This is a genomic window from Mesobacillus sp. ABV4_180, assembly GCF_056158485.1.
Genome location: NZ_JBSWTJ010000001.1, coordinates 1,566,891 through 1,588,755, shown reverse-complemented (window position 1 = coordinate 1,588,755; position 21,865 = coordinate 1,566,891). Strand labels below are relative to the sequence as shown.

Genomic DNA, 21,865 nt, shown 5'->3' with positions numbered 1-21,865 from the left:
GGATTTATAAGGTCTTGCGCAGTTGGATGATTTCCGAAGCGATTGCCGCTGCACGCAAGAAGTCGTTTTGTCGTTCTGCCTGTTTTTGTTCCGCCATTTTTTCCTTTATTTTTAACATTTTTTGATAATTCAACACCTGCTTGATATAATCAGATAATTCCTGATCGCTGACCTCTTCGTTAAGAGGCATCATTTCTATATCAGCAACGACCCTTTTTAGCTTATTATCCTGAAGATAATTTAAGAACGCACTTGGATCAGGGTCATGTCCTTTTTCATAGTATGCAAATAAGTAAGTAATAATAGCCTGGTGTTCATCAATATTTAATACATTGCCTTCGAGCAAACCCTGAACCTTATAAGCGGTGTCGGCATCTCTCATCATATGATAGATCAACCGTCTTTCCGCGGTATGGTATGCAGGCTTGAGTTCTGCTTTTCTCGTGTACGGAACCGGCTTATGTTCAACTCTTGGCTGATTTTGCTTTTTGGGCTCCGCTGATTGTGCCAATTGGTTCTGTTGCTGCACTAATGCATCGAGTGAAAGCGAGAATTCATTCGCCAGCTGCCTTAAGTACAGATCTTTTTCTACAGCTTTATCAAGAGCACTGATTTCTTTAAGTACTTCTTCGATATACTGGAGGCGATCTCCTTCATGCTGAAGGTTTTTCCCGCGGCGATAATATATTAATTTAAAAGCCATCAAGGTGGAGCTTGAACCGATGATCTCATGTTTGAATCTATCTTCGCCGTGGGTCTTTATGAAATCGTCCGGGTCCATCCCGTCAGGCATTGTGGCTACCCTGACAGTAAAACCAGCTTTCGAGAGCATGCTTGATGCGCGGAAAGCTGCTTCTATCCCTGCTTTATCCGAATCATAACAAATCGTAACGGCCTGCACATTTCTCTTCAGTAAGGAAATATGCTCTTCTGTCAGCAATGTACCCATTGTGGCAACGCCATTTTCCACGCCGGCTCGATTAGCCGAGATCACATCCGCAAAGCCTTCAAAAAGGACAGCTTGCTGCTGTTTGCGGATTGGCCCCCGCGCAAGATGGAAATTATACAATACCTTGCTCTTGTTAAAGATTTGCGTTTCAGGGCTGTTCAGGTATTTGGGTTCGTCGCCCCCTCTTGCTCTCCCTGAGAACGCAATGGTATTCCCTTGATGATCCAGTATCGGGAACATGATTCTGTCCCTGAATCTGTCAAAGAATGTTCCATCCTTTTCCCTTTGGATGACTAAGCCTGCTTTTTCAATGAGGTCCAGCGTAAAGCCTCTTTTTTCGAGCAGTTTAACAGCGAAATCCCACGAAGGCAGTGCATAACCAATTTGAAATCTGTCAATCGATTCCATGGTAAATCCTCTGTTAATGAGGTACTCAAGGGCATCCTGGCCCTCTTTTGTGTTTACAAGCAAATGATGATAAAATTTACGCAATAGTTCATGAGCTTCCATCATTTGCTTTGAGCCTTCGGGCAATCGCTGAGTTTTGCTGGCAGACAGTGCTTCCAGCTTCAATTCAACATTTGCCCTTTCAGCAAGCTTCACTGCTGCTTCCTGGAAAGACAGCCCATCAATATCCATGAGAAATGAAAAAACATTTCCGCCGGCACCACAACCGAAGCAATGATAAATCTGCTTGTCGGGGGACACAGAAAAAGATGGAGAATTCTCCCCATGGAAAGGGCAAAGCCCAAAGTAATTCCGTCCCTGTTTTTTCAATTGGACATAATCACTAATGACATCGACAATTTCAACACTCTGCCGAATCTCATTTACTTTTTCCTCGGCAATCCTCTCTGCCATAAGCATGACCTCTAATTAGTTGTGATTACTTGAACATATCTTAAAATTCGACAAAAGCATGCTCAATTCCTTTATAAATTTCTCCCTGTCTCGTTCGGTAAAGGGTTTTGGCCCTTTTCCAAAGGATCCCTGCCTTCTTGCCTTTGCAGAAAGATGCCTTAGTTCGAGAGCAGTTTGCATCCCTTTTTCTTCATATAAATTTCCCCTTGGAGAGATGGCATAAACCCCTTTCGCCAGAAGGGTAGAAGCAAGACCTATATCTTGCGTAACTGCAAAATCACCTTTCTTAACGTGATTCATTAAATAAAGGTCTACAGCCTCCTTATAAGAATCGACAAACACCCAGTTCTGCCCTTGAAGATCATTCTTCATATGGGCATATGAAGCCACAAAAACAGCCTCGATGGAAAACTTCGAAGCAATTTCGACAATTTCCTTTATGACCGGGCAAGAGTCTGCATCAACAAAAAGAGTCTGACTGTTGATTTTACTAGTATTAATTCTACATCACTCCGCATATTCCTTCTTCAGGACTGTTTTTTTTCAAAGGGAATTTTGTCGAATTTTTTCATGGCCATTATCTTGACAACTGATAATAAATAGTTTATTCGTAATCTGTCAAGTCTAAACCTAAACAGATACATTTTTATCACAATTTTTTATTATAGTATAAGAGTGGCTATTTTTCCATTATTTTTTCTCGGCCAATCTTTCATATATTTAAGAATATTACTTTCAAAAAGAAAAGCACATATAAGCAATATGTGCTATATTTCCATCTTTTTGTTTCGGACCATATTAAGAATGACATTGGCGGTTTCTTCAACCGCTTTATTTGTAACGTCTATGACCGGGCACCCGATCCTCTCGACAATCCCATCGAAAAATTCGATTTCTTCTTTGATCCTCTCGATGTTTGCATAAATTGCCTTGTCGTTCAAACCAAGTGAGATTAATCGCTCCCGTCTGATTTGATTCAACTTATCAGGGGAAATCCTCAAACCAATGCACTTTTCCTTCGGAACGAGGAGTAACTCCTCTGGTGGATCTACCTCTGGTACGATTGGGACATTTGCCACTTTATAGCGTTTATGAGCAAGATATTGTGATAAAGGTGTTTTGGAAGTTCTCGAAACTCCGATCAAAACGATATCAGCCTTTAGAATTCCTCTTGGATCGCGTCCGTCATCATATTTTACAGCGAATTCGATTGCTTCTACTTTCTTAAAGTAATCTTCATCAAGCTTCCGGACCAACCCTGGCTCATATAACGGTGTTTCACCAGTAAGAACCTTAATTTGCTGCATCAGCGGACCTATGATATCACAGGCATAGATGCCTTCTTGCTCAGCAGTTTCTTTTAGGTATTCGCTGATTTCAGGCTTTACCAGTGTGTAGGCGATCATTCCGCCATCATGCTTGGCCATCGCTACCACTTCATCGATATGTACCTTATCCTCGACATACGGAAACCTTTTCAGGGAAACATCCACATGTTCGAATTGGCTGATGGCAGCCTTCGTAACGAGCTCTGCAGTCTCGCCGACAGAGTCAGAAACCACATAAATAATTGGTGTTTTACTCATTCCATTACCAATCCCTTCTCTATTCGCTTCTTATTCCTCTGCCAAGGCCACAAAAGCCTTTGTAATGTTGGTCTTTGTCAATCTTCCTACTATTTCATATCCGCCATCTGTATCTTTGATGATTGGAAGGGCATCAATCTGTTTTTCTATTAATTCCTTTGCGGCATCAATGAGCAGATCTTCCCTGCGGCACACGGTTATATTCGGCATTCTTGTCATAATGATATTGACAGGCAATGTAGCCAACTCCTGTTTGCCTATGCTTGCCCTCAGTAAATCCTTACGCGACAAGACTCCTACCAGTTTTGAACCCTTATCGACTACAAACAAAGTGCCTACATCTTCAAGGAACATCGTAACGATTGCATCGTACACAGATACATTTTCCGGAACTACTACCGGGATAGACTGATAATCTCTGACCAGGATTTTTTTCAGGTTTTCAGAAAGAAGCTGGTTTCCGGATTTTCCTGTATAGAAATAACCAACTCGAGGCCTTGCATCGAGATATCCCGCCATCGTCAGGATGGCAAGATCCGGCCTTAGCGTTGCCCTTGTCAGGTTAAGTTTCTCGGCAATATGCTCCCCAGTGATCGGTCCATTATCTTTTACGATTTGCAGGATCTGCTCCTGCCTTTTATTCAGTTCGATTGTCCTCACCACCCATCGGGAGATTTATTATATAAATATTATATACTACAGGAGGTAAATACAAGGAAGATTTTTCATACCCATTAAAGTGCCCCCCAGCTCAGGAGGCACTGGCCATGAATATGAGTAGTTTACTTTACTACAATATCATTTACTTTTGCCAGTTTCATGATTAAAACGGCCAGTGCAGCCATCTGGTTTAGACGGTTTTCCCGGACTTCTGGTTTATCGGACATGACCATTGTATGTTCGAAATAGTCATTGATTTCAGGCTTCATATCAACAAGCAGCTGATAATAAGAAGCGGCGTCCATTCTGTCCTCCGTCTTCCTTCCAAGCCCCAGATATTTTTCATATAGCTTTTGTTCTTGTTCGTTTTCGAATAGCGCTGGGTCGATGTCGCCCAATACGTCCTTTTTGCTTGCGATGTTCAGCACCCTGCTCAACGCTTCCATACTTTCTTTAAAGCCTTCATCGTTGCTTGCAGCCTGAAGTGCATCTGCTTTCTCGATCAATTCAGATACATTACCAATCTCACCGCCAAGAACCGCATCAATTATATCATAGCGGATTCCTCTTTCCTGCAGCAGATGCTTTACCCGTAATTTAAAGAATTGTATAAGGTCGTGGTAGATTTCCTCGTCAGAACGCTTTGGAATTCCTGCCTGGGAAACAAGATTCAAAGAAAGTCCAGCGAGGTTTTCCACGGAAACATTCCACTTCTTCTCAATCAGCGTTTGGACAATTCCTGTAGCCTGCCTCCTGAGTGCATATGGATCCTGAGAGCCACTTGGTATGATACCAAGGGAGAAGAACGAGATGATTGTATCAAGCTTGTCAGCAATTGCAACTAAAGCGCCTGCTTGTGAAGCTGGAACTGAGTCATCGGCATTCCTTGGCATATAATGTTCATTGATTGCTGCAGCTACTTCAGGACTTTCGCCTTTCTGCAGAGCATATTTTTCACCCATGATACCCTGAAGCTCCGGAAACTCATAAACCATCTGCGATACAAGATCAAATTTGCTGATTTGTGCAGCTCTGTCTGCCGCTTTTATAATATCAGGACCAAATTCCATCCGTTCCGAAATCGAATTGACAAGCTTTCGTACTCGTTCGGATTTATCGGCAATTGTGCCGATTTCTTCGTGATATACAATGGATTTCAGCTTAGCAAGTGCTGTATCGATCTGCTGTTTTTGATCTTCTTTGTAGAAGAATGCAGCATCAGCCAGTCTTGCTCTTAGTACTTTCTCGTTGCCCCGGGCAACTTTTTCGATATGAAGATGGTCACCGTTCCTGACTGTAATGAAATGAGGAAGCAGCTGGCCATCTTTTGACTTTACAGGGAAATACCTCTGGTGTTCCTTCATGGACGTAATCAGGACCTCACCTGGTATTTCCAGAAATTCATCTTCGAATCGTCCGTACAAAGCAGTCGGATATTCAACAAGATTATTAACCTCTTCCAGGAGTTCTTCATCAACAGGTATTACCCAGCCATTCTCTTCTTCAATTTTTTCAAGCTGTGAAATAATTGCATCTTTTCGCTTCTGGGAATCGGCAACTACATATTGTCCTAACATTACTTCTTCATAGTCCTCAGGTGCTGAAATTTTGACTTCATCTGCACCAAGGAATCGATGGCCTCTGGTAACATTGCCTGATTGGACACCGGCAATTTCGAATGGGATGATTTCATTTCCGAACATGGCAACGAGCCACTTGACCGGACGTACATAACGCAGCTCAAGGTCTGCCCAGCGCATGTTTTTCGGGAATGTCAAACCAGTGATGATTGTTTTCAATTCAGTAAGAAGGTCAGATGTTTCCTGTCCTTTTATGAATTTCCTGACGTGAGCATACTCAACGCCATTGATTTCTTTGAAGAAAATATCTTCTACTGTCATTCCCTGGCCGCGAGTAAATCCTATTGCCGCCTTGGACCACTCTCCGTCTGCACCTTGGGCAATTTTTTTGGCAGGGCCTTTTGCTTCTTCCTCACTGTCTTCCTGACGCTCATCGACATTCATGACAAGTAAAGCAAGCCTGCGAGGTGTTGAATAAAGGTTAATGCCCTCAAATCCAATATTGTTACTTTTAAGCCAGTTCTCCACTTTGGAAGCAAGCTGGTTGATGGAGTCAGTAATAAATCTTGCAGGCATTTCTTCCAATCCGATTTCAAGCAATAAATTCCGTTTAGTCATTTTCCACATGCTCCTTCCGTTTAATGATAGGGAAACCTAGTTTTTCTCTTTCATCATAGAACGTTTTCGCTACTTTCTTTGCTAAATTGCGGCATCGCGCAATATATCCAGTTCTCTCTGTAACGGAGATCGCTCCGCGTGCATCAAGAATATTAAAAACATGAGAACACTTAAGGACATAATCATAAGCAGGGTGAACAAGGCCCTCTTCCATTTGGCGGTGCGCTTCCTTTTCATAGATATTGAAAAGATTGAAGAGCATATCCTGGTCAGATGTTTCAAAAGTATATTTAGAGTGCTCATACTCTGGCTGGCCGAAGATATCTCTGACAGTAAATCCGTTCGTCCATTCCAGATCAAAGACATTTTCCATGTCCTGGATGTATGATGCCAGCCTTTCAATGCCGTATGTGATTTCGACTGATACCGGTTTGCAGTCAAGACCGCCTACTTGCTGGAAGTATGTGAACTGAGTGATTTCCATGCCATCAAGCCATACCTCCCACCCAAGGCCGGCACAGCCAAGGGATGGATTCTCCCAGTTATCTTCTACAAAACGAATATCGTGTTCCAGTGGATCGATTCCCAAAGCTTTTAATGACTCCAGATAAATCTCCTGGATATTGTCAGGAGATGGCTTCATGATGACTTGGAACTGATGGTGCTGGTAAAGCCTGTTTGGATTTTCTCCGTATCGTCCATCAGCCGGCCTGCGGGATGGTTCTACATAAGCGACATTCCATGGCTCCGGGCCAATCGCTCTTAAAAATGTGTAAGGGCTCATTGTTCCGGCACCCTTCTCGACATCATAAGCCTGCATAAGAATGCAGCCTTGCTCAGACCAATGTTTTTGCAAAGTTAAAATCATATTTTGGATATTCATCTGTACACCTCCGAATTTTTTAGATCGAGTTTAAAACCAAAATTTTTAAAATCAAAAAACTCCCGCCTCCTATGCATTGATTTCTCATGCATAGGGACGAGAGTTACCCGCGGTTCCACCCTATTTGCCGCTAAACACGGCCTCTTTAAATGTTTGATGTTGCTCCGGAATGCCTTCCTTAATTTCTGCAATCCGGCTCACACCAACCCGGACTCGCTTAATGCAGAGGGACTTAAGTACTCTTTTCCTTCACCGCAACATTATGTAATTAATTTGAATGATAGCGAAAAGGAACAGCAATGTCAATAGCTACAGCCGGTCCCTGAATGAGTCCATTTGATCAAGGAATTTCCTTGTTTTAAGATAGAGGCCAGAGTATTCATCGTAATAGGCAGAAATGACTTTTTTCAACTCAGCTTTTGTTTCCTTCTTTACGGATATATTGCCGAGCCTATTCAGATCCAGCAAATAAAATAAACGAAGCAGCCTGACTGTGCCAGATGAAGTTTTGATCCGGTATGGGTCGATTTCAAAACAGCGGTGGCAAAGCAATCCGCCTTCTTTTATGGAAAAATTGAAATCCCCTTCAGTCCTGCCACAATTTGTGCACTTGTCCAAAACAGGATAAAGCCCCTGTACATTAAGCATCTTCATTTCATAAATATTCGTCAGAATTTCCAGGTCATAGCCTTCGTTCATATAATTGAGCGTCTGTAACAGCAACTCAAATAAGAATGGGTTAGGTTTCCGATCCTCGGTCACTTTATCGGTCAGATCAACGATATAGCTGGCATGGGCTGTCAGGAATATATCCTCGCGAATGGACCTCATCGAAGAGATCATCTCCCCTTGCTGCAGCCCCCCCAGCCCTGAACTGGCCTGGAAAAGATACTGTCCATACGTAAAAAGCTGGGTGACGGCAGAAAGCCTGCTATTCGGCTTTTTTGCTCCTCTTGCCATCACACCAACTTTTCCGAATTCCCTGGTATATAAAGTAACTATTTTATTTGTTTCTCCATAATCTGTCGTTCTAATGACAATGCCTTCACATTTCTGCAGCATCTGCTGTCACCATCCATTACTACAGACAAACCTATGAGATTGGAAAATCCATTTCTGCTAGTTCTTCCTCCTGATAACCGGGTATTTCTTGATTGTCCTTCTCAAGTTCCTTAAAGAGAAGATATGTGTCAATGTTACCTGTTTGCGAGAACACCTTCCAGGTAAAATCCAACATCGAAAACCCCACCTTTCAATTTTTCACTAGCACTTTGTTTATCCCAAATCCTTATGATTATCATAGCCTGTCAATCAGATTTTCATGTTACGAAAAATTTGTAAATCCTGTTCATGAATAAAAGTTGCGAACTGTTAATATGTTAATGTTGGAGCATTTACCCCACATGCTTAATACTCATCTTCCCGGAAACCATAATCACGCAGCTGGGATGCCTTATTTCTCCAGTCTTTCTGAACCTTCACCCATAATTCCAGAAATACCTTTGACCCAAGAAGGTTCTCGATATCATGGCGCGCCCTTTTGCCGATTTCCTTCAGCATGCCACCTTGTTTTCCAATGATGATGCCCTTTTGAGAATCCCTTTCGACAATGACCGTAGCCATGACATGCACTATATCCTTTTCAGGCTGGCGTTCCATTTTTTCGATTACTACAGCAAGCGAATGAGGAATTTCTTCTCTTGTAAGATGAAGCGCTTTTTCCCTGATCAATTCTGAGACAATGAACCTTTCCGGATGATCCGTTACCTGGTCTGCCGGATAAAACTGCGGTCCCTCTGGCATGTTTTCCTTGATCTGTTCAAGCAGCTTTTCAATATTGTTGCCTTCAAGCGCTGATATAGGGACGATTTCTGCAAAACTAAACTTCTCATTGTAAGACTCAATTAATTCTAAAAGCTGGTCCGGGTGGATCAGGTCAATCTTATTGATCACGAGAAAGACTGGAGTTTTTACATTTTGCAGCTTCTCAATGATAAACTCTTCTCCACGTCCATACCCTTCCTGCGCATTAACCATAAAAAGGATTAAGTCTACTCCTTTTAATGTATTTTGTGCTACCTTCATCATGAAATCGCCAAGTCGATGTTTCGGTTTATGAATTCCAGGAGTATCAATAAAAATCAACTGTGAATCCTCAAGAGTTAAGACGCCCTGGACCTTATTTCGAGTCGTTTGCGGCTTATCACTCATAATTGCAATTTTTTGTCCAATTACCCTGTTAAGAAAGGTTGATTTTCCTACATTCGGTCTTCCAATGATTGATATAAAACCAGATTTGTGAGCCTTGTTATCTTGATTGTTAATATTCATACTGTAATTCCCTTCTCCACTTAATTTTACCTTATTTTCACCGAAAATTCATCGTTTGTAGCGAAAATGAAATAAAAATTTTAAATTTTCTAAAAACATCCAGGCACTGTTTGTACACTGTTATGATATTTTACTTAAGTTTGTTCCTGTTTTCAAATTGATTCAAACAAAGATTGTGAATCGAACTATTCATACTGCCAAAAAGAAAAGTTGCCCTTATTGGACAACTAACTAAACCACGCGAATATTCTAGGCAGGAAAATCATCAAACCGAGCGCTACACTGGCAATAGCAAAAAACAGCACAGCGCCAGCAGCGATATCTTTGGCCTGCTTGGCAAGCGGATGGAATTCTTTTGTATACATATCGACTGTGCGTTCGATTGCCGTATTCATCATTTCGAGTGAAATCATCCCTCCAATGGCGAGGATAACCGCAAACCACTCATACTTTGTAATGGAAAAAAAGAAGCCTGCAATGATGACAATAACAGAAATGATTATATGGATCTGTAAATTCCGTTCTCTTGCCGCAGCAAATACTATTCCCTGAAAACCAAACTTGAAGGAGGAAGCCAATGGATGCTTCCTCCGTTTATCAGCGTCCAAGCCCATATTCATCCAAAATTTCTTTCTGCCTGTTGAACATCTTCTTTTCATCCTCTTCATTCATATGGTCGTAGCCTAATAAATGCAGGAATCCATGGACAGCCAGAAAACCCAGTTCCCTCATGAAGGAATGTTCGTATTCTTCTGCCTGCTCTCTGGCCATAGGAACTGAAATGATAATATCCCCCAATAACCGTGGAATATCTCCACCCACTATTTCGAGTTCCCCTTCACCCATCTCTTCCATTGCAAAAGAGATGACATCCGTCGAGCGGTCCTTGTCACGGTATTCACGATTGATTTCCTGAATCCGCTCATTTGAGACGAATGTGATCGATAGCTCGCTCCCAGCCTGGACATTTTCCTTTTCTGCCGCAAAGTTAAGGAGCTTTTCGACTTCGTCTATTTCTTGTGTTGATAATTCGTTGATTTCATCCAAAAAATCGATTTCTAAAATCATGCCTGCTTCACCTTCTGTTTATTCATTTCGGGATATTCAATCCTGGAGTGGAAGATTCCTTTTAAAGTTTCACACAATGTTTCTGCAACAGTTTCAAGTTCTTTCAATGTTATGTCGCATTCACTCAATTGTCCATCCTGTAAACGGTCGTTAATGATATTATGAACAAGATTCTCGATTTGTTCATGTGTTGGATGAGCCATGGAACGTACAGCCGCCTCGACACTGTCGGCAATTCCTATTACGGCAGACTCCTTTGTTTGCGGCTTAGGTCCCGGGTAGCGGAAATCTTCCTCGTTTACCTCATGGCCGTTTTGTTTTGCTTTATAGTAAAAGAATTTCAGAAGTGTAGTTCCGTGATGCTGCTCCGCGATATCGATGATTTCTTTAGGCATCCGATACTTGCGCAGCATCTCAGCTCCATCAGTCGCATGGGCTATGATGATATTCTTGCTTGTTAATGCCGGGAGTTTATCATGCGGATTATCCATATTGATCTGATTTTCAATGAAAAATTGAGGGCGTTTCGTTTTTCCAATATCGTGATAATAACAGCCCACCCTTGCAAGCAGCCCATTTGCACCTATCGCCTCGCATGCCGCTTCAGACAAATTGGCGACCATTACACTATGGTGATATGTGCCTGGTGCCTCCGTAAGGATTTTTCTTAACAATGGATGATTCGGATTCGAAAGCTCGATCAGCCTCAATGTCGACAGAATCCCGAAGCCCGCTTCAAAAAATGGCAGCAAACCAATCGTCAGTACCGCTGACGTGATTCCAGAACCAAATGCGGCAATAACATAAAAACCATATTCCATCCCTGAATATTGACTGTTCCTTAAAAATAACATTGCAAGAATGACAATCAGGTTAATCATTGATACAAATAACCCTGCTTGAAGTATTTTAGATCGCCTGTTTTGTTTTTGCAAAAACAGAATGGCTGCCAGCCCGCTCATCAAAATATAGAGACCGATTGAAACATTCAAGGTGCCTGTAATTCCTTCATTGAAGATAATAGTTCCGCAAATGGCGAGGATTGCCGTCTGGATTAATGCAAGGCGTTCATAAATCAGGATTTTGATGAGCATGGCTCCCATGGCCGCCGGGAATATATAACCAATTTCCGAGTATTCAAACTCATCAAATAGGCTGACCAATTTCATGAGCAGGATGGATGTAATAAAGATAATACTGAAGATTAGAAAATTCTTTTGCTTTTTGTCCGCACTTTCCATTTCATTGAAAATGGTGTATAGCGCAAACAGAATTAATATAACCATCATGGCCAGGCCAATAAACGGCATATATGAATTTTCACTTTCCAGCAAGCCAACCAATTGAAGTTTTTCATAGATATTCCTGCTGATCAGCTGACCTTCATCAACCAGGATTTGCCCCTCAAGAATCCTGACTGGTTCAACACTGTCCATAGCCTGCTGTCGCAATAGCTCTGTAGCTTCAGGATCGTAGAATTCATTCTGGACAATTGCATACCTGCCGATTTCAACAACTGCATCCTTTAGGCTGCCGTTCAGACTGGAATAATTCAATTCTTCCTCTACAATCTTTTTAGCGTTCTCCACTTCATCAGCTGGAATCCTTTTTCCCATCACTTTATTGATGGCTGTTATCGTTAAGTCCTTTGCAATCAATAACTCCTCTTTGGGAGCCTGCAATAATGCTGTGAACACCGGGTCACCCAGATTTCTAGTTTCATTTTCGGTTAATTTTGTTTTCAATGCTGCCAATTTCTCTTCAATTGTTTGTCCTGAGGAAGCAGCAGCTTCTTCATCACTTGCACTTTCTCCCTCATCATTCTTCTGATCAGCCTCTTCTTCCGCATCCTCATTCACATCGGAAACGGATCCGAAAATCGAAGTTACTAAATCCACCCTGTTTTGGGTATACTCTTTCTTTACGTTGTAAACATCTTTTACTTGTTCAACTGCATCCCTGCGGCTTGCCTCCGTGCTTTTTTTATCTTCGATCGTTATAGGAGACCTAATGGTTTGCTCCGCCACAGAAAACAGCTCCAGATTGAGCTTTTCAGGTTTGACATTACTGTACATAGCAAGATACATCACAATGCCGATCAGCAAAAACAATAAAATCCTGAAGATTTTAATATTCAATAAGTTCAAAATGGCAGTTAACTGGACCTGCAGCTTCTCCATTTTCAGTCCCCCTATATGGCAAGATACCGCCAGTTGAGAATTAATGGTAAATACGCCTGACTTTATGTACCATCATATCAGTTTTTCGATTAAGTTTCACCTTCAAATGAAAAAAGCATGTCAGCTTCATTATTTGGGCAAAACAATAGCCCGCCCCGGGATATGCATGAGCGGACTATGATGTCTATTCTATTTTCCCGTATGCCGCGATGATTTTGCCCACCAGCGGATGGCGGACAACATCAGCCTGTTCAAGATGCACAAAGGAAATCCCGGATACATTGGTCAACACATTTTCAGCCTCAACCAGCCCTGACTTTGCCCCCTTCGGCAAATCGACCTGCGAAGTATCTCCGGTTATGACCATTTTCGAACCGAAACCAAGTCGTGTCAGGAACATTTTCATCTGGGCCTGTGTCGTATTTTGTGCTTCATCAAGGATGACGAAAGCATCGTCAAGCGTTCTTCCCCTCATGTACGCAAGCGGTGCGATTTCAATCGTGCCTCTTTCGATCAGGCGCAATGTATGTTCCGCACCAAGGATATCATGGAGGGCATCATATAGTGGTCGAAGGTATGGATCTACCTTTTCCTTTAAGTCTCCTGGCAGGAAACCAAGACTTTCACCCGCTTCAACAGCTGGCCTCGTAAGGATGATTTTTGACACAGTACCGTTCTTAAGGGCAGTGACTGCCATTACAACAGCGAGATATGTTTTACCAGTTCCCGCGGGCCCGATGCCGAACACGAGATCCCGGCTTTTGATTGCATTTATATAATGCCTTTGGCCAAGAGTCTTGACTCTGATCGACTTGCCCTTAACGTTTTTAGCGATTTCTTCTTCGTATAAATCCTTAAAGTATTCCAGTGTACCTTTTTCGGCCATCTGGATGGCATAAACCGCTTCTCTCTGGCTAATGCTTATACCCTTGCGGATGACGGCAAGCAGGTTATTCAGAACAGCTTGTGCAAGCTGAGCTTTGTCTTCTGGACCGGAAATGGCAACTGATTCCCCCCTTGAAACGATCGAAACTCCAAGCTCCTGTTCGATCAGTTTCAGGTTCATATCAGCATTGCCGAATAATGAAATGGCTTCATTTGGATTCGCTAGTTGTATTTCCATCGTTTTCAAATCTTCTGTCATTCTCAGTCTCCTTGGATAATTGGTTGTCCTACTGCTATATCTTCAATGATTGTAAAATGAGTGATTAGTTTTACTTTATCATTCTCGATTGACTGATGTAAAATTTTTTCCCCTTTAATGATAGCATTTTCAGGAAGGTAGTTTTTTATATCCTTTCTTGCCAATTCTTTTGCGCTATCCACTGCTTCTTCCCTTGAATAGATGCGTGTGACCTGTTCACGCTCCCTTAATGTCTTTTTCTCCACGAGCACCGGAAGTTCCCATTTGAAGAATTTCACTGCCTGCTCATTCACTTCCGTTTCGTACTCAGTAAACTCCTGTCTGCCAAATCCCCATACCGGGATCGTCTTCCCTGCTATTTTCAAAGCGTACTTTCTTTTCTCATTTCCATTGAATACCTGGAATGTGCTTTTCAAAGGCAGCTCCACTTTGGTTGAGTACCATGTCTCCCCTAGAATTTCGCCGGACGCAGCCACCGATTTTAAATCGTCTTCTTTACCGTATACCCCAGAAACAAGGAGCTGCCCCGGCATGACGAAATCATTCACTTTAACAACAGGCTCTCCTTTTTCCACGAATATCTTGACTACCGCAGCTTTCCTCTTCGCTACCAAATGCCTTGGACCGACCACATCCGGCTTCTTTGGTTCACTTTTTTCGACTGCCTGGAAATGATAGGTGGTTCCTTTCAATTCAACCCCGATCCAGGTCAGTGCACCGATTTTGTCTGTCAATTCCTTTTGAATCCGCTCAACATTATCAAGCGAAAACTGCAATTTCCCCACATTGATGCCCATCTTGTCCAATTCTTTGCGGATCTGGTGTTCAGTTGCAGGGCTCGCACCTTTAATCTCGATTCCCCAAACCATGTTGGAAAGAAGCACAATCAATCCCATAAACAAGCAAGCACCAAGGAAAAAACCACTGTTTGTCCATAATTTCCTTAAAAAGAAAGGGCCTCCAGCCCTTTCAAGAAACCTGATTTTGCAGTTACTTTCCCTCGCAGGGATTCTCAGCTTCTTTACATCCTGGAGATTGACGTAAAAGGTTACTGCCTCAGAGCCATGCTTTCTCACATTCCATATTGAAACGCCATTTCGTGTCAACTGGTTTAAAAATCTTTCTATTCCCTTTCCAGTCAATTTTACCTTTACCGTTCCCGAAAAGGTGTGAATCCATTGGTTTTTCATCGGTCTCCCCCTCATATCAATCATTTATATATAGAACCTGATCAATTTTCCCTTCAAGTAAAATTTCCTCGGGCAATATCGTCTTGATGACAAACGCCTTGCCCTTTACAAGAAGCTGGCCGCCTTTTATCATCAGCCGCACTTCACCATCGGAAAAGGCAAGAAGCCCTCGGTGATTTTCTATATAAATATGGACTTGCCCAATCATCGTGATTCTAGGGAGATCCATCATGACATCTTGAGGAAGATCCATTTTTTGTGTCATCCATTTACGAACATACTGGCCCCATTTTTTTGCCATAAAAAAAAGAACCCCCTTTCATCTCATATGTATGAGAAAAAAGAAGGTTCTAGCACTATTTTTAACTTTATAGATATGCATTCTTCCTGCACATACTATAAAACTTGTTACTGACTAATCTCTCTTGAACGGGTGGTGTGGCTTTTTTGCCCGTGGCTTACTGAGTACCTCAGCCCAGATCAATCCCTCAACCAGCCGGTCTTTTTCGGGCTTGAAGGCCAGTTCAGGTTCCTGTGATTCTCTTGGCTGCCTCATACGGCCAGCAGACTCTCCTGAAGTCATCCTGCTTCTCTCGGCTGTCCTCTCAGAGGGACCGGATTTTACCGTCTGTTCCTTTCTTTCCTGATACCTCTTTTGAATGTCAGAAAGATTGCCTGTAAGTACCTCGGTTTGTTTTGCCTGTGGTTCAATGGGAACTGTTTTTTGCCTAGGAATCGGCTGTGGACGGCGATTTGAATCGACTGGTATTGCTTCCGCCTCACTTAATCCTCCTGATGGCCTCGCAGGCCTCACAGGGCGCCTCTGCTGTTGCTGGGCATTTCCTTTAGCTTTATTGAAAAGGCTGGAAATCACCCCGATCAGGATGAACAGGGCAATCGGATTGCTGAATAACTCAAATAAGAGTTCCATGATGAGCCCCCCTTTCTTTTAACGGGTTCTCGCATCAGTTATTATTGTTATCATCTTTTTTTCCATTTGAAAGCTTGCCGATTGATCCTCTCATATCGGTATCAGCTGATATGTTCTGGATGTTCATATAATCCATAACACCGATATTGCCTTCACGCAGCGCTTCGGCCATTGCGAGCGGTACAGTCGCTTCCGCTTCGACAACCTTCGCTCTCATTTCCTGTACGCGCGCTTTCATTTCCTGCTCCTGGGCGACAGCCATCGCGCGTCGCTCTTCTGCTTTAGCCTGGGCAATTTTCTTATCCGCTTCTGCCTGCTCAGTTTGAAGCTCGGCACCGATATTTTTGCCGATATCCACGTCAGCAATGTCAATGGATAAGATTTCAAACGCTGTACCCGCATCCAAACCTTTGGAGAGTACCGTTTGAGAAATCATGTCAGGGTTTTCCAAAACTTTTTTATGGTTATCTGACGAACCAATCGTTGAGACAATCCCTTCACCTACACGAGCAACGATTGTCTCTTCGCCAGCACCGCCGACGAGCCTGTCGATATTAGCTCTTACAGTAATCCTTGCCTTAGCTTTGACTTCGATGCCGTCCATTGCAACACCAGCAATGAATGGCGTTTCAATTACCTTAGGATTAACACTCATTTGCACTGCTTCCAAAACGTCACGGCCAGCAAGATCGATTGCTGCCGCCCGCTCAAATGAAAGCTCGATATTGGCACGGTGGGCTGCAATAAGGGCATTTACCACCCTGTCAACATTCCCCCCGGCAAGATAGTGGCTTTCAAGCTGGTTTGTTGTTACATTCAAGCCTGCTTTATGTGCCTTGATCATCGGGTTGATGACCCTGCTTGGTATAACCCTTCTCAATCTCATCCCGACCAGTGTGAAAATGCTAACTCTGACACCTGCCGCCAAAGCGGAAATCCAGAGCATGACCGGAACGAATGTCAACAGCACACCAAGTAATATAATCCCAAGCGCGACTGCGATTAAAACAAATGCGGTTCCTGCTTCAATCATTTAACTGCCTCCTAAAATATATTCCATTCTTTTGATCCTTCACAAGTATCTCTGGCAATTTCCCAGCTGACAGAAAAGGACAAATAGACTTGGTTAATGGTTCGTAATTTCTCTTACTACAATCCTTGATCCTTCTGTTTTTACAATTCTTACTTTTTTATCTTTCTGGATAAAAGCACCCTCACTGACGACATCGATGCGTTCGTCATCAACGATGATCGTTCCTGAAGGACGCAGCGGTGTCAGTGTTATTCCCTCAACACCAATCAGCTCCAGGCGATTCTTGTTGGATACATAACCCTTTTCAGTGCTTGTTGAATCTGTCAAAATGATTCTCTTGAATAGTTTCATCCTTTTTCCAAACACCCTTATCATCAAGATAGATAACAGGATAGACGCAGTCAAGGCGATCAATAGTGAAATCCCCATATGAACCACATTATCCGATGCAACAAAGAAGCTTGCGAATATAGCTATGAAGCCAATGCCACCAGCAATTCCGCCTGGAACGAATAATTCCAGCAGAATCAGCCCGATACCGAGAGCGAACAAAATGAGTGCTTCGAATCCAGCCAGGCCAGCAACCATATGTCCGTAGAAGAATAATAACAACGAAGTAAGTCCAGCAAAACCAGGCAAGCCAAATCCTGGAGAATACAGCTCAAGAACTAGCCCCAGGCTGCCGATTGTCAATAAAATCGGAATGACAACTGGATGAGTCAGGAACCTCGCCAATTTTTCAGCAAATGTCTCATTTACATTCCTGATTTCGGCATTCTCATAGCCTAGCTTTTTTAATAAATCGTCGAGGTTCTTTACTGTTCCCTCGGAATACCCCACCTCGAGTGCCTGCTCATCAGTAAGGGTAAGCAATTTCCCCTTGCCTGCGCCAAGCTCTGGCAGATCAATGCTTTCATCAGCCATCGCCTGAGCATAAATCGGGTCGCGCCCGCTTTCTACCGCAGCGCTCTTCATAGCAGCAAACCAATAGGACTCCGCTTTCTTACCAGCTGTATTTCCCTGCTGGTCAATGATGGCAGCAGATCCCATCGTCGAACCGGGAACCATATAGATTTCATCTGTATTCAGCGAAATATATGCACCTGCCGATAGAGCCTGCTTGTTCACGAAGGCTATCGTTTTGAGCTCTGTTCCTGTCAACAGCTTGCCTATACCGCCAGCAGCATCGACGGCCCCGCCAGGCGTATTAACATCGAATATGATTGCCTCTGCATTTGCTTCCTCCGCTTCCTCCACTGCTCTTTCGAGGAAGGCAAGCAATCCCTTCTCTACCGTTTCCTCGATAGGAACCACAAAGACAATTTTTCCATCCGCATCAGCGGTGAAGGGATTAATCAAAGTGGCAAGGGACAGAATGAGGATCAGGCTGGCAACCACTGATCTTATTTTCAATTCAGCACCTCCATTCAAAAAATCAGGCCATAGTGGTAATACGAAATCAATATTGAAAAGTTTCATTATTTTCTAATTGATTTTTTAAAGAGGTTTTTACCTGCATGTCTACTTAAAAGAATATGTATAACATCATTTAGTATTCGCTAAAAAGGCCGCAAGAATATCCTGCGGCCTTCGAGCTTTTTATGAAAGGTGTTGTTGTACAAGTTTATTAACGAGAGATCCGTCTGCTTTACCTTTTACTTTAGGCATAATGACAGCCATTACTCTACCCATATCGGCTTTCGATGCCGCGCCTGTCTCTGCGATAGCTTCTTTGACGATTGCCGCCACTTCTTCTTCGCTAAGCTGCTGTGGCATGTAAATCTCGACATGCTTTAATTCTGTTTGTATCTTTTCAACGAGGTCTTCACGACCAGCTTTTTCAAATTCCTGGAGGGAATCTTTGCGTTGTTTCACTTCACGAGAAAGTACAGTTAACTCTTCTTCTTCGGATAGCTCCTGCTTGCCGAACTTGATAGCTTCGTTTTGCAGGGATGACTTGATCATCCGAATTGTCGTGAGTCTGTCCTTTTCTTTGTTCTTCATCGCTTGTTTCATATCATTATTTAAACGCTCGAGCAGGCTCAATCTGATTCCACCCTCTCTTAGAACTTGCGTTTTCTAGCAGCTTCAGACTTTTTCTTACGCTTTACACTAGGTTTTTCGTAGAATTCGCGCTTTCTAGCTTCTTGGATAGTACCTGATTTAGATACAGTACGTTTGAAGCGTCGAAGAGCATCTTCAAGCGATTCGTTTTTACGAACGACAGTTTTAGACATTCTCTTTCCCTCCCTCCGAGCACAACACACTAACACCAAAACACATGGAAACCATGTACCTTGCAATTATAATATAACACCGGCATGAGGTCAACTGTAATTAGCCCTTGTTTTAAATTATGTGTTTTTGCCCGATACCATACGCTGATTAATTTAGTATGCATGTCCCACTTCCCTTTTCATACATTTAAATGAAAGGGTGAAAACAATGATCTATCTATTATTTTTTTTATTATTCCTTGCTGTTTTCATCGGCGGCATGACATTGCTCAGGAAAGGATTATTCGAACTGTCCGCCACCAGGATGAAAAATTGGCTTGCAGTCATGACGGATACACCATTGAAAGGCCTGATTGCCGGAACAATAGTGACTGCGCTATTACACAGCAGTTCAGCTGTAATGGTCATTACAATTGGATTAATTTCTGCAGGCTTGCTGAAATTCTCGCAATCGATCGGCATCATACTCGGTTCAAATATCGGGACAACATTCACGCTCGAAATCATCACCTTCAACATCGATGCCTTCATCGTGCCGTTTGCTGTAGTTGGCGCGATATTCATGGTTTCCAGGAATAAGACCTGGCAAAACATTGGCGCGATTTCATTTGGTATTGCGGCCGTTTTTGCTGCGATGAGGGGTTTTTCCTTCCTTGCTGACCCTGTGACAAATATGCCTGCAGTGGAAGCTGCACTTGCAAACTTGAATGGCAGCCATTTGATCAGTATAGCTACAGGGACCATCTTAACGGCTTTAGTTCAATCAAGCACCGCAATGACGGGCATCATTATGGGTTTCCTGTCGGAAGGGACTTTGCGAATGGATTCAGCAGTCGCCGCCATGCTTGGAGCTAATATTGGCACTTGCATCACGGCACTCCTTGCTTCAATTGGTGCGGGGAAAGAAGCGAGGCTGACAGCGTATGCCCATGTGTGGCTCAATGTCGCCGGGGCAGCAGCCTTCTATCCTTTCATAGACCAAATAGCCTCAATCGCTCCACTGACAGCTTCCCGTCCTGAAGTACAGCTAGCGCATATCAGTGTCGTTTACAATATTACCGCTTCTTTATTCGTGCTGCCTTTAGCTGAGAGATTTGGGAGGATGATCGAGCTCCTACATGGAAGGGACATCCGTAGCGGCCGATAAAGCTTGTAGTGTGGTTGATATAGTTAACCGGCTGCGTAAAAGAGCGTTATGTAGCTGAAAACATAAAAAAAAGAGCTGGCTAATTCCGCCAGCTCTTACATTCATTTAGTTAAATTACCGCTTCTTCAATAACAGCTTCGTCTTCAAGCACGCGGACGAATTGACCTTCATTGAACGGGTAACCGGCTTTTTCGATTTTGACCTTAACAATTTTGCCGACCATTTCTTCTGAAGCAGGAAATACGACTTTCAGGTAGTTATCTGTATAACCTACATAAAGTCCGCTTTCTGGTGCTTCTTTATAGATTTCTTCCGGGATTACTTCAAGTACTTCATTTTCGAACTGGGAAGCATATTCTTTTGCAAGCTGGTCTGAAAGTTGGATCAATCTGTGAACACGTTCATTTTTAACGTCTTCCTCCACCTGGTCTTCCATTCTCGCCGCAGGCGTTCCTGTTCGTTTTGAATACGGGAAAACATGAAGCTCAGAGAATTGATGCTTCTTGATGAAATTATAAGTTTCCATGAATTCTTCTTCTGTTTCACCAGGGAAACCGACGATAATATCTGACGTTACTGCAAGTCCTGGCAAAACTTCCTTCAAACGGTCCAGACGCTCTCCGAAAAATTCCATCGTATACTTGCGGCGCATTCTCTTCAATACAGTATCAGAGCCTGATTGAAGCGGAATGTGCAGGTGACGGACGATAATATTTGACTGGTCAATGACTTCAATGACTTCATCCGTAATCTGGCTGGCTTCAATAGAAGAAATACGAAGACGCTTAATGCCCTTGACTTGAGCTTCTAGATCCCTTAGCAGAGCCGCAAGATTGTAATCCTTCATATCTTCGCCATATCCGCCTGTGTGGATGCCTGTAAGGACAATTTCCTTATAGCCGGCATCGACAAGCTGCTGTGCCTGACGGATGACTTCCTGTGGATCACGGGATCTCATAAGGCCACGTGCCCATGGAATGATACAGAATGTACAGAAATTGTTGCAGCCTTCCTGAATCTTTAATGAAGCCCTCGTCCTGTCTGTAAACGCAGGAACGTCAAGTTCTTCATACACACGGTTCTTCATGATATTCCCAACCGCATTGATGGGCTGGCGCTCCTGCTTGTACTGTTCAATGTAATCAAGCATTTTCACACGGTCCTGGGTTCCTACAACAATATCAACGCCAGGGATTGCCATGATTTCTGCAGGAGACGTTTGGGCGTAGCATCCAGTAACACAAATAACACCGTCCGGGTTTTTACGGACAGCACGGCGGATGACCTGCCGGCTCTTTTTATCACCTGTATTCGTCACTGTACATGTATTGATCACATATACATCAGAAGTAGATTCAAACTCTACTCTCTCATATCCTTGCTCTTTAAATAACTGCCAAATGGCTTCTGTTTCGTAATGGTTCACCTTACAACCCAATGTATGAAACGCAACTGTAGGCATTATTT

22 protein-coding genes and 1 other annotated feature are annotated in these 21,865 nt (G+C 43.0%); of the genes, 1 reads left to right on the top strand and 21 read right to left on the bottom strand.

Translation table 11 applies throughout. From position 1 onward, the window contains the following. Positions 1 to 4 precede the first annotated feature (4 nt). The 20 genes from dnaG to rpsU form a co-directional block, all read right to left on the bottom strand. On the bottom strand, positions 5 to 1,810 hold the full coding sequence (gene dnaG, locus ACXAEA_RS07885; RefSeq protein ID WP_475095349.1) for a DNA primase: 1,806 nt from the start codon (positions 1,808 to 1,810) through the stop codon (positions 5 to 7). Between the two features lie 15 nt (positions 1,811 to 1,825). After that, positions 1,826 to 2,251 carry a DUF188 domain-containing protein gene (locus tag ACXAEA_RS07880; protein WP_475098076.1) on the bottom strand — a complete coding sequence of 142 codons (426 nt, stop codon included), beginning with the start codon at positions 2,249 to 2,251 and terminating at the stop codon, positions 1,826 to 1,828. 326 nt (positions 2,252 to 2,577) lie between these two features. Next, positions 2,578 to 3,396, bottom strand: a complete 819-nt coding sequence (locus ACXAEA_RS07875) for a pyruvate, water dikinase regulatory protein (protein WP_475095348.1) — start codon at positions 3,394 to 3,396, stop codon at positions 2,578 to 2,580. 30 nt (positions 3,397 to 3,426) lie between these two features. Further along, entirely contained in the window at positions 3,427 to 4,059 is a 633-nt protein-coding gene (gene ccpN / locus ACXAEA_RS07870) for a transcriptional regulator CcpN (protein WP_475095347.1), read from the bottom strand. Positions 4,060 to 4,178: 119 nt separating this feature from the next. Beyond that, the gene (gene glyS, locus ACXAEA_RS07865; protein ID WP_475095346.1) at positions 4,179 to 6,254 is read right to left on the bottom strand and encodes a glycine--tRNA ligase subunit beta; all 2,076 of its coding nucleotides are present in this window, start codon (positions 6,252 to 6,254) and stop codon (positions 4,179 to 4,181) included. Beyond that, entirely contained in the window at positions 6,247 to 7,137 is an 891-nt protein-coding gene (gene glyQ, locus ACXAEA_RS07860; protein ID WP_475095345.1) for a glycine--tRNA ligase subunit alpha, read from the bottom strand. Before glyQ ends, glyS begins: the two co-directional genes overlap by 8 nt. An 89-nt stretch (positions 7,138 to 7,226) precedes the next feature. Next, positions 7,227 to 7,399 (bottom strand) — a binding site (T-box leader). 47 nt (positions 7,400 to 7,446) lie between these two features. Continuing rightward, positions 7,447 to 8,199: a DNA repair protein RecO gene (gene recO / locus ACXAEA_RS07855; protein WP_475095344.1), complete on the bottom strand. Its 753-nt coding sequence runs from the start codon at positions 8,197 to 8,199 to the stop codon at positions 7,447 to 7,449. Between the two features lie 31 nt (positions 8,200 to 8,230). Next, entirely contained in the window at positions 8,231 to 8,374 is a 144-nt protein-coding gene (locus ACXAEA_RS07850) for a YqzL family protein (protein ID WP_335431107.1), read from the bottom strand. A 170-nt stretch (positions 8,375 to 8,544) separates the two neighbouring features. Continuing rightward, complete coding sequence (era, locus tag ACXAEA_RS07845; protein ID WP_475095343.1) at positions 8,545 to 9,468, bottom strand: GTPase Era; 924 nt, start codon at positions 9,466 to 9,468, stop codon at positions 8,545 to 8,547. A gap of 227 nt (positions 9,469 to 9,695) precedes the next feature. Further along, positions 9,696 to 10,082, bottom strand: coding sequence for a diacylglycerol kinase family protein (locus ACXAEA_RS07840; RefSeq protein WP_475098075.1), 387 nt, complete (start codon positions 10,080 to 10,082; stop codon positions 9,696 to 9,698). Then, positions 10,066 to 10,536, bottom strand: coding sequence for an rRNA maturation RNase YbeY (gene ybeY, locus ACXAEA_RS07835; protein WP_475095342.1), 471 nt, complete (start codon positions 10,534 to 10,536; stop codon positions 10,066 to 10,068). Before ybeY ends, ACXAEA_RS07840 begins: the two co-directional genes overlap by 17 nt. Then, a complete protein-coding gene (locus ACXAEA_RS07830) occupies positions 10,533 to 12,716 on the bottom strand; it encodes an HD family phosphohydrolase (protein ID WP_475095341.1) in 2,184 nt (727 codons plus the stop codon). Before ACXAEA_RS07830 ends, ybeY begins: the two co-directional genes overlap by 4 nt. A 184-nt stretch (positions 12,717 to 12,900) precedes the next feature. Beyond that, positions 12,901 to 13,860, bottom strand: a complete 960-nt coding sequence (locus tag ACXAEA_RS07825) for a PhoH family protein (RefSeq protein WP_475095340.1) — start codon at positions 13,858 to 13,860, stop codon at positions 12,901 to 12,903. Positions 13,861 to 13,862: 2 nt separating this feature from the next. After that, a complete protein-coding gene (yqfD, locus tag ACXAEA_RS07820) occupies positions 13,863 to 15,050 on the bottom strand; it encodes a sporulation protein YqfD (RefSeq protein WP_475095339.1) in 1,188 nt (395 codons plus the stop codon). Positions 15,051 to 15,066: 16 nt separating this feature from the next. Then, positions 15,067 to 15,351, bottom strand: coding sequence for a sporulation protein YqfC (gene yqfC / locus ACXAEA_RS07815; RefSeq protein WP_079509795.1), 285 nt, complete (start codon positions 15,349 to 15,351; stop codon positions 15,067 to 15,069). Between the two features lie 114 nt (positions 15,352 to 15,465). Next, positions 15,466 to 15,981, bottom strand: a complete 516-nt coding sequence (locus tag ACXAEA_RS07810) for a hypothetical protein (RefSeq protein WP_475095338.1) — start codon at positions 15,979 to 15,981, stop codon at positions 15,466 to 15,468. A 34-nt stretch (positions 15,982 to 16,015) separates the two neighbouring features. Continuing rightward, entirely contained in the window at positions 16,016 to 17,014 is a 999-nt protein-coding gene (gene floA, locus ACXAEA_RS07805; protein WP_475095337.1) for a flotillin-like protein FloA, read from the bottom strand. A 93-nt stretch (positions 17,015 to 17,107) separates the two neighbouring features. Further along, positions 17,108 to 18,421, bottom strand: coding sequence for an NfeD family protein (locus ACXAEA_RS07800; protein ID WP_475098074.1), 1,314 nt, complete (start codon positions 18,419 to 18,421; stop codon positions 17,108 to 17,110). Positions 18,422 to 18,613: 192 nt separating this feature from the next. Then, positions 18,614 to 19,060: a GatB/YqeY domain-containing protein gene (locus tag ACXAEA_RS07795; RefSeq protein WP_475095336.1), complete on the bottom strand. Its 447-nt coding sequence runs from the start codon at positions 19,058 to 19,060 to the stop codon at positions 18,614 to 18,616. A 17-nt stretch (positions 19,061 to 19,077) separates the two neighbouring features. Next, positions 19,078 to 19,251 (bottom strand): 30S ribosomal protein S21, encoded by a 174-nt coding sequence (gene rpsU / locus ACXAEA_RS07790; protein ID WP_015595024.1) that lies wholly within the window; start codon positions 19,249 to 19,251, stop codon positions 19,078 to 19,080. A 208-nt stretch (positions 19,252 to 19,459) separates the two neighbouring features. On the opposite strand from rpsU, the gene ACXAEA_RS07785 reads away from it, so the two are divergent. Then, positions 19,460 to 20,398 carry a Na/Pi symporter gene (locus ACXAEA_RS07785; protein WP_475095335.1) on the top strand — a complete coding sequence of 313 codons (939 nt, stop codon included), beginning with the start codon at positions 19,460 to 19,462 and terminating at the stop codon, positions 20,396 to 20,398. A 109-nt stretch (positions 20,399 to 20,507) separates the two neighbouring features. On the opposite strand, the gene mtaB is transcribed toward ACXAEA_RS07785, so the two are convergent. Next, positions 20,508 to 21,860 carry a tRNA (N(6)-L-threonylcarbamoyladenosine(37)-C(2))-methylthiotransferase MtaB gene (gene mtaB / locus ACXAEA_RS07780; RefSeq protein ID WP_475095334.1) on the bottom strand — a complete coding sequence of 451 codons (1,353 nt, stop codon included), beginning with the start codon at positions 21,858 to 21,860 and terminating at the stop codon, positions 20,508 to 20,510. Between the last annotated feature and the right edge of the window lie 5 nt (positions 21,861 to 21,865).